The sequence below is a fragment of the Frankia sp. R82 genome (assembly GCF_023716925.1).
Lineage (GTDB): Bacteria > Actinomycetota > Actinomycetes > Frankiales > Frankiaceae > Frankia.
In genome coordinates this window covers 1-11,626 of record NZ_JAMQQG010000339.1, presented here as the reverse complement: position 1 = coordinate 11,626, position 11,626 = coordinate 1, and the positions used below count along the sequence as shown (strand labels likewise).

At 71.2% G+C, this 11,626-nt stretch carries 9 protein-coding genes and 1 pseudogene; all 10 read left to right on the top strand.

Annotated elements, in window-relative coordinates; all coding sequences use genetic code 11:
• Positions 1 to 77 precede the first annotated feature (77 nt).
• Entirely contained in the window at positions 78 to 491 is a 414-nt protein-coding gene (locus ND747_RS27760; protein ID WP_251737214.1) for a hypothetical protein, read from the top strand.
• Between the two features lie 188 nt (positions 492 to 679).
• Positions 680 to 1,852 carry a glutamine-hydrolyzing carbamoyl-phosphate synthase small subunit gene (gene carA / locus ND747_RS27755; protein ID WP_251737216.1) on the top strand — a complete coding sequence of 391 codons (1,173 nt, stop codon included), beginning with the start codon at positions 680 to 682 and terminating at the stop codon, positions 1,850 to 1,852.
• Entirely contained in the window at positions 1,852 to 5,271 is a 3,420-nt protein-coding gene (gene carB / locus ND747_RS27750) for a carbamoyl-phosphate synthase large subunit (RefSeq protein ID WP_251737213.1), read from the top strand. The genes carA and carB overlap by 1 nt, the downstream gene beginning before the upstream one ends.
• 68 nt (positions 5,272 to 5,339) lie before the next feature.
• The gene (gene pyrF / locus ND747_RS27745) at positions 5,340 to 6,101 is read left to right on the top strand and encodes an orotidine-5'-phosphate decarboxylase (protein WP_251737215.1); all 762 of its coding nucleotides are present in this window, start codon (positions 5,340 to 5,342) and stop codon (positions 6,099 to 6,101) included.
• 231 nt (positions 6,102 to 6,332) lie between these two features.
• The gene (gene mihF / locus ND747_RS27740) at positions 6,333 to 6,650 is read left to right on the top strand and encodes an integration host factor, actinobacterial type (RefSeq protein ID WP_163547901.1); all 318 of its coding nucleotides are present in this window, start codon (positions 6,333 to 6,335) and stop codon (positions 6,648 to 6,650) included.
• A gap of 259 nt (positions 6,651 to 6,909) precedes the next feature.
• Complete coding sequence (gene gmk / locus ND747_RS27735; protein ID WP_251737212.1) at positions 6,910 to 7,452, top strand: guanylate kinase; 543 nt, start codon at positions 6,910 to 6,912, stop codon at positions 7,450 to 7,452.
• A 45-nt stretch (positions 7,453 to 7,497) separates the two neighbouring features.
• A complete protein-coding gene (rpoZ, locus tag ND747_RS27730) occupies positions 7,498 to 7,782 on the top strand; it encodes a DNA-directed RNA polymerase subunit omega (RefSeq protein ID WP_163547909.1) in 285 nt (94 codons plus the stop codon).
• 10 nt (positions 7,783 to 7,792) lie between these two features.
• Positions 7,793 to 9,037, top strand: a complete 1,245-nt coding sequence (coaBC, locus tag ND747_RS27725; protein ID WP_251737211.1) for a bifunctional phosphopantothenoylcysteine decarboxylase/phosphopantothenate--cysteine ligase CoaBC — start codon at positions 7,793 to 7,795, stop codon at positions 9,035 to 9,037.
• A 36-nt stretch (positions 9,038 to 9,073) separates the two neighbouring features.
• Positions 9,074 to 10,270, top strand: a complete 1,197-nt coding sequence (gene metK / locus ND747_RS27720) for a methionine adenosyltransferase (protein WP_251737210.1) — start codon at positions 9,074 to 9,076, stop codon at positions 10,268 to 10,270.
• 678 nt (positions 10,271 to 10,948) lie between these two features.
• A pseudogene (locus ND747_RS27715) lies at positions 10,949 to 11,563 on the top strand (primosomal protein N'); the annotation flags it as partial.
• Positions 11,564 to 11,626: the final 63 nt, after the last annotated feature.

Genomic DNA, 11,626 nt, shown 5'->3' with positions numbered 1-11,626 from the left:
TCGAGTCCGATCACGCTTCCCACTCCCGTGGGGTCTGGCCGCGCGGCCCGACAGGCGGGGCACCTACGATCACGCCAATGGGGCCCCCCACAACACCCCCGCGGTCCGTCCCCCCGCGCGCGGCGGCCGGGTACTCGGACGCCCCCCGGCCCGTCGGCGTCCGGGACCGGCGTGGCGATCACCCCGATCACCCGCCGCGTCCCGGCCGGGTGGAACACGCCGACCACGACCACGGCTACCAGCCGTCGCGGCGCCCGGCGCCCGGCTATCCGGATCCCGCCCGCGCCGTGCCCGCGCCGCCGGCACCCCAGGCCGGGCCTCCCACCGGTGCCTGGCCGGCGGATCCGCGCAGCGCGACACGGTGGCGGGCGGACGCTTCCGGCGCCGCGCCCGCACCCGAACCCGGGCCCGCCGATTCCGGTCAGTTCCCGATCGTCGATCCGTTGACCTCGCCGTTGGGCGAGGTCCGCAGGCTGAAGGAGGATCGTTGAGCACCGCTACCCCGAGCGCCGGTGGCGCGGCCGCCCCGAGTGCGGACAGCATGCCCGACCGTGCGGACGAGCAGGACGGTCTGGGCCAGCAGGACGGTCTGGGCCAGCAGAGCGGTCTGGGCCAGCAGGACGGTCTGGGCCAGCAGGGCCGTTCGGTGCAGTACCGCCGTCCGGCGCGGGCCGTGCTCATGTTGGAGGACGGGCGGGTCTTCACCGGCGAGGCGTACGGCGCGATCGGCGAGGCGTTCGGCGAGGCCGTGTTCTCCACCGGGATGACCGGCTACCAGGAGACGCTCAGCGATCCGTCCTTCCACGGACAGATCGTCATCATGACCGCACCACACATCGGCAACACCGGCGTCAACGACGACGACTACGAGTCCGACCGGATCCAGGTCGCCGGGTTCGTGGTACGCGATCCGGCCCGGCGCCCGTCGAACTGGCGCTCGCGCGGCAGCCTCGACGACGAGCTGGCCGCGGCTGGCGTGGTCGGCATCAGCGGCATCGATACCCGCGCGCTCACCCGGCACCTGCGCGAACGCGGCGCGATGCGCTGCGGGATCTCCAGCGTCCTGAACACTCCGGATGCTGGTGTCGGCGTCCGACCGGACGGCGACCCGCAGGCCGGGCTGCTGGCCCGGGTCCGCCGCGCGCCGAAGATGGTCGGCGCCGACCTCGCGCCGCTGGTGTCCACCCGGGAGCCCTACCTGGTGGCGGCGGCCGGGGACGAGCCGGCGAGTTTCACCGTCGCCGCGCTGGACCTGGGCATCAAGCGGGCCACCCCGCGGGCCCTGGCCGCGCTCGGCTGCGACGTGCACGTCGTGCCGGCCCGAACCACCGGTGAGCAGCTGCTGGCGCTGGCGCCGGACGGGGTGTTCCTGTCCAACGGACCCGGCGACCCGGCCACGGCCGACTACGCCGTCGCCGCGCTGCGCACGGTGCTGGCCGCGGGCGTGCCGGTGTTCGGCATCTGCTTCGGCCATCAGGTGCTGGCCCGGGCCCTGGGCTTCGAAACCTACAAGCTGACCTACGGCCATCGCGGGGTGAACCAGCCGGTGGGTGACGTGGCCACCGGACGCATCGCGGTGACCAGCCAGAACCACGGGTTCGCCGTGCGTGCACCGTTGACCGGCGCCACCGACACCCCGTACGGCCGGGTGGTGGCCAGCCACATCGGGCTCAACGACGACGTCGTCGAGGGATTGGAGTGTCTGGACGTGCCGGCCTTCAGCGTGCAGTTCCACCCGGAGGCAGCGCCCGGGCCGCATGACGCGGCCGGCCTGTTCGAGAAGTTCCGCGACCTGATGGCGACCACCCGCACGGCCCGCGCCGCCGCGGCGAGCCCGGGCGGGTCGGCCTGATGCCGCGGCGCGAGGACCTCAGCAGCGTCCTGGTGATCGGCTCGGGGCCGATCGTCATCGGGCAGGCCTGCGAGTTCGACTACTCGGGCACCCAGGCCTGCCGGGTGCTGCGGGCCGAGGGCCTGCGGGTCATTCTGGTCAACAGCAACCCAGCCACGATCATGACCGATCCGGAGATCGCCGACGCCACCTACGTCGAGCCGATCACCCCGGACATCGTCACCAAGATCATCGACCGGGAGCGGCCGGACGCCATCCTGGCCACGATGGGTGGTCAGACGGCACTGAACACCGCGGTCGCCCTGCACGACTCCGGCGTGCTCGAGCGCTTCGGTGTGCGTCTGATCGGCGCGAACATCGACGCGATCCGCTCTGGCGAGGACCGCCAGGCGTTCAAGGACATCGTGGCGGCCGTCGGGGGCGAGTCCGCCCGCAGCGCCGTCTGCCACACCGTCGAGGAGTGCCTGGCCGCGGGTGAGGAGTTCAGCTACCCGGTGGTCGTGCGCCCGAGCTTCACCCTCGGTGGCGCCGGCAGCGGGTTCGCCCACGACGCCGCCGAACTCGCCCGGATGTCCGCCGACGGCCTGGCGGCCAGCCCGTCCACCGAGGTGCTCGTCGAGGAGTCGGTGCTCGGCTGGAAGGAGTACGAGCTCGAGCTCATGCGCGACCGCGCCGACAACGTGGTCGTCGTCTGCTCGATCGAGAACGTGGACCCGATGGGGGTGCACACCGGCGACTCGATCACCGTCGCCCCGGCGATGACCCTGACCGACCGCGAATACCAGCGGATGCGGGACATGTCGATCGCGGTGATGCGCGCCGTCGGTGTCGACGCGGGTGGCTGCAACATCCAGTTCGCCGTGGACCCGGCGACCGGCCGGCAGATCGTCATCGAGATGAACCCGCGGGTCTCGCGCTCGTCGGCGCTGGCGTCGAAGGCCACCGGCTTCCCGATCGCCAAGATCTCGGCGAAGCTGGCGCTCGGCTACACCCTGGACGAGATCCCCAACGACATCACCCGCACCACTCCGGCGGCCTTCGAGCCGACTCTGGACTACGTGGTGGTCAAGGTGCCGCGGTTCGCGTTCGAGAAGTTCCCCGGCGCCGACCCGATGCTCACCACGACGATGAAGTCCGTCGGTGAGGCGATGGGCGTGGGCCGCAGCTTCGCCGAGGCCCTGCAGAAGGCGCTGCGCTCGATGGAGTCCGCCGGCAGCGTGTTCACGTTCGAGCCACCCACCGAAAGCGCCGCCGATCTGCTCGCGGCCGCCAGCACCCCGCACGACGGCCGGCTGCGGGTCGTCCAGCAGGCCCTGCTCGCCGGCGCGACGCCGGCGGAGGTGTTCGCCGCCACCAGCATCGACCCGTGGTTTGTCGACCAGCTGGTGTTTCTCAACGAGATCGCCGCGTCCGTGACCCGCGACCCCGACGGCATCCGCCGGGCCAAGCGGGCCGGCTTCTCCGACGCCCAGCTCGCCGCGCTGCTGGACACCAAGGAGGACGTCGTGCGGGCCTTCCGGCACCGGGCGGGGATCCGTCCGGTGTTCAAGACCGTGGACACCTGCGCGGCCGAGTTCGCCTCCGAGACGCCGTACCACTACTCCGCCTACGACGAGGAGAGCGAGGTCGTCCCGAGCGGTCGGCCCCGGGTGATCGTGCTGGGCAGCGGCCCGAACCGGATCGGCCAGGGCATCGAGTTCGACTACGCCTGTTGTCACGCCGTGATGGCCCTGTCCGACGCGGGCTACGAGACCGTCATGGTCAACTGCAACCCGGAGACGGTGTCCACCGACTACGACACCGCCGACCGGCTCTACGTCGAACCGCTCACCGTCGAGGACGTCCTCGAGGTCGTGTACGCCGAACAGCAGGCCGGTCCGCTGGCCGGGGTGATCGTGCAGCTCGGTGGCCAGACCCCGCTGGGCATCGCCGCGGCGCTCGCACAGGCCGGGGTACCGATCGTCGGCACCTCGCCGAAGGCGATCCACCTGGCCGAGGACCGCGGCCTGTTCGGCCGGGTGCTCGCCGCCGCGGGCCTGCCCTCGCCGCCGCACGGGGTGGCCACCTCCTTCCCCGAGGCCCGTGCCGTCGCCGAACGGATCGGCTTCCCGGTGCTGGTCCGCCCGTCCTACGTCCTCGGTGGACGGGGCATGGAGATCGTCTACGACGACACGATGCTGCGTGACTACATCGAGCGGGCCACGGCGATCTCCCCGGAGCATCCGGTGCTCGTCGACCGGTTCCTCGACGACGCGGTCGAGATCGATGTCGACGCGCTCTTCGACGGCGAGACGCTGTACCTCGCCGGCGTGATGGAACACATCGAGGAGGCCGGGGTGCACTCCGGCGACTCGGCCTGCGTCCTGCCGCCGATCACGCTGGGTCGTGCGGACCTCGAGCGGATCCGCACGTCCACCGAGGCGATCGCGCGCGGCACCGGGGTGCGGGGGCTGCTCAACGTCCAGTACGCGCTGCAGTCCGACGTGCTCTACGTGCTCGAGGCCAACCCGCGGGCGTCGCGGACGGTGCCGTTCGTCTCCAAGGCGACGGCGGTGCCGCTGGCCAAGGCCGCGGCGCGGGTGATGCTCGGCGCGACCGTCGACGAGCTGCGCGCGGAGGGGCTGCTGCCGAGCACCGGGGACGGCGCGAGCCTGCCGCTGGACTCGCATATCTCGGTCAAGGAAGCCGTGCTGCCCTTCGGCCGGTTCCGCGACGCCGGCGGACGCGGGGTCGACACGGTGCTCGGCCCGGAGATGAAGTCCACCGGCGAAGTGATGGGCGTCGACGACGGCTTCGGCACCGCCTACGCCAAGTCGCAGGCCGCCGCCTACGCCTCGCTGCCCACCTACGGCCGGGTGTTCGTCTCGGTGGCCAACCGGGACAAGCGGGCGATGATCTTCCCGATCAAGCGGCTGGCCGACCTCGGTTTCGTCGTCTACGCCACCGAGGGCACCGCCGAGGTGCTGCGCCGCAACGGGGTGAAGGCCGTCGTGCTCGGCAAGCACCGCGCACCGCGCGAGGGGCTGCTCGACTGCGTCGAGATGATCACATCTGGTCAGATCGACCTGGTCATCAACACCCCGTGGGGGGTGGGCCCGCGCCTGGACGGTTATGAGATCCGTACCGCCTGTGTGAGCGCCGGCGTCCCGTGCGTCACCACCATCCAGGGCGCCGCCGCCTGCGTGCAGGGCATCGAGTCGCTGGTCCGGGGCGAACTCGGCGTCCGCCCGCTGCAGGAGTACCACGCGGTTCTGCGCGAGGCCTGGGGCGACGGATCGCCGGGCGCCCGCGTCACCGGGCCCGCGCGACCGCCCGCATCGACGGCTGCCGGGCCTGGCCTCACCGAGGCCACGTCCGACGATCAGCACGCCGACGATCAGCACGCCGACGAGCAGGCCGCCACGCGGTCGGGCCGGTGAGCGCCGAACCGGGGAACACCGGGTCGGTGCGGGTCGGCTCGGCTCAGCCCGGGCCGGGCAAGGGTGGGGTGACAGGGCGCTACCTCCCACCGGTCGGGCGCGCGCCGCTGGCGGTCGCGCTGGACGCGCCGGACGGGGCCACGGCGCTGCGCTGGGCGGCGGCGGTCGGACCGTCCGCGGCGGTACTCAAGATCGGTCTGGAGCTGTTCTACCGGGAGGGCCCGGCGATGATCGCCGCCCTACGTGAGCGGGGACTGCTGGCTGCCGCGCCCGGCAGTGCCAGTGCGCCGGAGCTTTTCCTTGATCTGAAGCTGCATGACATTCCGGCAACTGTCGCCGGTGGCATGCGGTCGGTCGCCACGTTGCTTCCTCGCTTCGTCACCGTCCATGCGGCGGGCGGGTCGGCGATGGTACGCGCGGCCATCGCCGCAGCCCCCGACGTGGATGTTGCGGTTGTGACCGTACTCACATCCCTGGATGCGGCGGCGCTGGCCGCGACCGGCCTCGCGGGGCCGCCCGAGGACGCGGTGCGGCGGTTGGCGGTCCTCGCGGTCGAGGCCGGGGCGCGCACCCTGGTGTGCAGCCCGCAGGAAGTCCGAATGGTCCGTTCGGAGCTGGGTGGCGATGTGACTCTCATCACCCCTGGAGTGCGTCCGCCGGGTGTTGAGGCGGCCGATCAGGCCCGGACCTCGACGCCTCGGGAGGCCGTCGAGGCGGGCGCCGACCTGGTCGTGGTGGGCCGTCCGATCACCCGAGCCACCGATCTGGGCGAAGCCGCGAGGGCCGTCGCTGACAGTATTTCCGCAGGTAGGGCGGCTGTCGGCGGGTGATGGCCGAGGTCAGGGCAGGGTGTGTTCGTCCCAGTGCGGTATGAAGCGGTACGGTGGGGACGTCGTAGACCGAAAGGGCGCGGCACGAGCGGGCCACCCCTTTCGTCCCGTCAAAGCCTTCTCTTGTGCGGACAATATGTCCGCATCAGAGTGTTGTGGCCAAGGCTGGACTGAGGAACCACTTCCTCGCTAGTTTGCGCGGCGCGATCACCGAATTGAGGAGGCGTACCCGTGCCCCTGCCGCCCCTAACGCCCGAGCAGCGGGCCGCCGCCCTTGAGAAAGCCGCGCTGGCTCGTAAGCAGCGCGCAGAACTCAAGGACCGACTGAAGAAGGCAGAGACGACTCTGGCTGCCGTCCTGGAACAGGCGGAAGCCGATGAGGTCGTCGGCAAGATGAAGGTTTCGGCTGTTCTCGAGTCGCTTCCCGGAGTTGGGCGCGTGCGCGCCCAGAAGATCCGGGAACGCCTTGGCATCAGCCCGACCCGCCGGCTGAGAGGGCTCGGCGCGAAGCAGCGCGCCGCGCTCCTCGAGGAGTTCGGAACGGCCTGATCCGGGCGGAGTGGAAATCCACTCTGACAGCCGGAGGATGGCCGGGCGGGTCGCGGCGTCATTAGGTGAGCGGTGTCACGTCCGTTCTTCCGATGAAGTCGTGGAACCTTCCGTTCGGATCGGGGGGCGGAATTCATCCCGCCCCCCGATCCGAATGCTCGGTAGAAGCTTGTCCCTGATCCGACCGTCCCGTGGGTACTCCGCGGGCGGACGACCGGTCGTGAGCGCCGCCCGGCCACGGCGGCCTAGGGTGAGACTCGTGGGTCTCACAGTGCTCTCCGGGCCGTCCGGAGTCGGGAAAGGAACGGTCGTGGCGGCCGTGCGCGCGCATCACCCTGAGGTCTGGGTGTCGGTCAGTACCACCACCCGGGCACCCCGTCCGGGGGAGACCGACGGTGTCGAGTACCACTTCGTCGACGCCGAGGAGTTCGCGCGCATGGTCAAGACCGGTGAGTTCGTCGAGCACGCCATGTTCGCCGGGCATGCCTATGGCACACCCCGGCGACCACTGGCCGAACGGCTGGCGGCGGGCATCCCCTGCCTGTTGGAGATCGAGCTACTCGGTGCCCGGCAGGTCCGCTCGGCGATGCCCGACGCCCGCTTCGTCTTTCTCGCCCCGCCCACGTTCGACGAACTGGTGCGGCGGCTGACCACCCGCGGCACCGAGGCGCCCGAGGTCATCGCGCGCCGGCTGGACCGGGCCCGCATCGAGCTCGCGGCCGAGACCGAGTTCGACCACGTCATCGTCAACGACAATGTGCAGGTCGCGGCCAGCCGCTTGGTAGCATTGATGATCGACTAGCCCAGCCGTGTCTGGTTGAGCTGCGCCGCACTCAGGAAGGACACCGTGGCCGGTACCGTCGCCCACCCCGAAGGCATCACCAACCCCCCCATCGACGAGCTGCTCGAGGCAACCGACTCGAAGTACAGCCTGGTCATCTACGCGGCCAAGCGGGCCCGTCAGATCAACGCCTACTACTCCCAGCTCGGCGAGGGCCTGCTGGAGTACGTCGGCCCGCTGGTCGAGACGACCAACGCCCAGGAGAAGCCGCTGTCGATCGCGCTGCGCGAGATCAACGCCGGCCTGCTCACCCACGAGACCGTGGCCGACACCCTCCCTCCGATCGCCTGAGTCACCGACCGTGAGCAGGGTCGTGCTCGGCGTCGCTGGCGGGATCGCCGCCTACAAGGCGGTCGAGGTGCTTCGCCGGTTCACCGAGTCCGGCCATGAGGTGCGCGTCGTGCCGACCGCGGCCGCGCTGCGGTTCGTCGGGGAGACGACCTGGGCGGCGCTGTCGGGCAATCCGGTCACCACCGGTGTCTGGGAGGACGCGGACGAGGTCGCCCACGTGCGCATCGGTCGCACCGCCGACCTGGTCCTCGTCGCGCCGGCCACCGCGGATCTGCTCGCCCGGGCGGTCGCCGGACGGGCCGACGACCTGCTCACCGGCACCCTGCTCACCGCCACCTGCCCGGTGGTGTTCGCTCCGGCGATGCACACCGAGATGTGGCTGCACCCGGCCACCCAGGCCAACGTCGCCACCCTGCGCTCGCGTGGCGCGATCGTGCTCGACCCGGCGGTCGGCCGCCTGACCGGAGCCGACTCCGGCCCCGGTCGCCTGCCCGAACCCGCCGAGATCGCGGCGCTGGGGATGTCGGTGCTCGCCCGCGGGGCCGCCGCGGTTCGTCCTGACCTGGCCGGGCGGCATGTGCTGGTCACTGCCGGTGGCACCCGGGAGTACGTCGACCCGGTCCGTTTCCTCGGCAACGCCTCCAGCGGTCGCCAGGGTTATGCGGTGGCCCGGGCGGCGCTGGCTCGCGGCGCGGCGTCGGTCACCGTGGTGGCGGCCAATGTCGCCCTGCCCGCTGTCGCCGGTGCCCGCACCATCAGCGTTGTGTCCGCCGCCGATCTGCGGGCCCGCGTGCACGAGGTGGCACCGTCCGCCGACCTTGTGGTGATGGCCGCCGCCGTCGCGGACTTCCGTCCCGCCGACCCGTCGGCACACAAAATCAAGAAGGATTCCACCGCGCCTGACACACTGGCGCTCACCCGAAACCCCGACGTGCTGTCCGAGTTGCTGGCGAACCGCCGGCCGGGTCAGCTGCTGGTCGGTTTCGCCGCCGAGACCGGTGGGCCGGGTGCCGGGGTGCTCGAGCTCGCCCGGGCGAAACACGCCCGCAAGCCGGTGGACCTGCTCGTGGTGAACCAGGTGGGCGGCGGTCGCGGCTTCGAGGTCGCGGAGAATGCCGCCGTCGTGCTCGGCCCACACGGCCAGGAGACGACGATCGAGCTTATGAGCAAGGACCTGGTCGCGCACCGGATCCTCGATCTGGTCGCTGAACTCGCCCTCGAGCCGGTGCAGGTGCAGGTGCGTGGTCCTCGGTAAGCTTCGTCGGAATCAACCTTCCAGGGGGTAGGACCAGTGGCGACGCGCCTGTTCACATCCGAGTCCGTCACCGAGGGACATCCGGACAAGATTGCCGACCAGATCAGCGACTCGATTCTCGATTCGATGATCAAGGACGATCCGAAGAGCCGGGTCGCGGTGGAGACCCTCATCACCACCGGCCAGGTGCACGTTGCCGGCGAGGTCACCACCAAGACCTACGTCGACATCGCCGCCGTGGTGCGCGAGCGCATCCTCGAGATCGGCTACGACTCCTCGAAGAAGGGCTTCGACGGCGCCTCCTGTGGCGTGAGCGTGTCGATCGGTGCGCAGTCCGCTGACATCGCGCAGGGCGTCGACACCGCGCACGAGTCCCGGGTCGAGGGCTCCAACGAGGACGAGCTGGACAAGCAGGGCGCCGGTGACCAGGGCCTGATGTTCGGCTTCGCCTGCGACCAGACCCCCGAGCTGCTGCCGTTGCCGATCGCGCTGGCCCACCGCCTGGCCCGTCGGCTGTCCGCCGTGCGCAAGGACGGTCAGGTCGGCTACCTGCGGCCCGACGGCAAGACCCAGGTCACCATCGAGTACGTCGACGGCAAGCCCGTCCGGCTCGACACGGTCGTCGTGTCCACCCAGCACGCGGCCGACATCGACCTCGACACCCTGCTCGCCCCCGACATCGCCGAGTACGTGGTCGAGCCCGAGCTCGCCCTGCTCGACATCGCCACCGAGGGTCGTCGCCTGCTGGTCAACCCGACCGGCCGGTTCGAGATCGGTGGCCCGATGGGCGACGCGGGCCTGACCGGCCGCAAGATCATCGTTGACACCTACGGCGGCTACGCCCGCCACGGTGGCGGCGCCTTCTCCGGCAAGGACCCGTCCAAGGTCGACCGCTCCGCCGCCTACGCGATGCGCTGGGTCGCCAAGAACGTCGTCGCCGCCGGCCTCGCGACGGCCTGCGAGGTGCAGGTCGCCTACGCCATCGGCAAGGCCCACCCCGTCGGCCTGTTCGTCGAGACCTTCGGCACCGGCACCGTCCCCACCGAGCAGATCCAGGACGCTGTCACCCAGGTCTTCGACCTGCGTCCGGCCGCGATCATCCGTGACCTGGACCTGCTGCGCCCGATCTACGCCCAGACCGCCGCCTACGGTCACTTCGGCCGTCCCGAGCTCGACTTCACCTGGGAGTCGACCTCGCGCGCCGAGGCGCTGCAGCGCGCCGTCAAGGGCTGAGCTCTTCGTCCGCTTCCGCAGGCAGTCCGCTTCCGCAGGCAGTCCGCTTCCGCAGGCAACTGTCGACTAGCTGCTTCTCACTCGTCAGCTCGTGAGGTGCCGGCCCGTGGCTCGCCGGCCCGTGGCGCACCAGCTGACCTGTGTCCGGTTCCGAGGCCGGGTTGATCCGCCCCCCCGTGGCGGCATCGGCCCGGCCTCGGCCCTTGTACCGGCCGGCCTCGGCCGCTCCGTCTACCCGGTTCCATCCCGCCGTTCCGTCCCGCCGGGTCCGTCCCGCGGTTCGTCGGGGCTGACGCGAAGGATCACGTCAGGCGACCACATCACCGAGGAACCCCAGCCACCGCCAATCCTGCCGAGGCTTAGTGAAGGATTCAGGGCCCCACGTCTTCTCCAAGCCTCGGCAAGATGCGATCAAGCCCTCGTCGAGGGCAGCTGGGAGGTACCGGCATGGCCCCGGGCGTTCGCCGGTGACATCCGGTGACATCCGAGCCCTGCCGGACCGTCAGATCACGGCACGAACCTCGAGGAACCTCGTACGGCTTTCCCGCCAGCGTCAGGTGTCTTCCCGACATCACCAGGTGTACGACCGACACGACACTCCGGGTACTGGTGGCCGGCGGCGGGGCTGGTGAGCGAGGACGGCGGGTTCTGTCGTAGGGGCCTGGTAGGAATGCCCCCATGACCGAACCGTCCGGCACGCTTCCTGGCCTCGGCCCAGGGGCGGGCCGGGCGAGCTCTGGGCGCGGTGCCAGTGCTGCCAATGGTGTCGGTGGGGCCACCAGTCATCTCAGGTCGGGCGGGCGAACGTCCAGGGCGCCTGCGGCGTCGAAGGGTGCTGCGGCGTCGAAGAGCGCTGCGGCGTCGAAGAGCGCTGCGGCGTCGAAGGGTGCTCCGGCGCTCGGGGACGGACGTCGTCGAGTGGCGGGTGCGGTGTCGCCACCGGCCGAGGTGCTGCCGGTGGCCCGGGTGGCGCTCGATATTCCCCTGACCCATCTTGACCGACTGTTCGACTATCTGGTGCCGGCGGAGTTGGCGGACACGGCTGTGCCCGGGTCGCGGGTGCGGGTTCGCTTCGGAGGTCGTCTGGTCGACGGGTTCGTGCTGGAGCGGGTGGCGACCTCGGAGCACGACGGGCGGCTGGCCCGGCTGGAGCGGTCGGTGTCGGCGGAACCGGTGCTGTCCCCGGCCATCAGCCGGCTGGCGCGTGCGGTCGCCGACCGTTACGGGGGGACGCTCGCCGATGTGCTGCGGCTGGCGGTCCCGCCCCGGCATGCCCGCGTCGAAGCGGCGGCGCGAGCCTCGACCAGCAACTCGTGAAGCTCCTTTACACCGGTGGACGGCGCAACACCGTCGACC

Coding starts and splice junctions, on each gene's coding strand:
- ND747_RS27760 (WP_251737214.1), top strand. CDS start 78: ATGGGGCCCCCCACAACACCCCCGCGGTCCGTCCCCCCGCGCGCGGCG.
- carA (WP_251737216.1), top strand. CDS start 680: ATGTTGGAGGACGGGCGGGTCTTCACCGGCGAGGCGTACGGCGCGATC.
- carB (WP_251737213.1), top strand. CDS start 1,852: ATGCCGCGGCGCGAGGACCTCAGCAGCGTCCTGGTGATCGGCTCGGGG.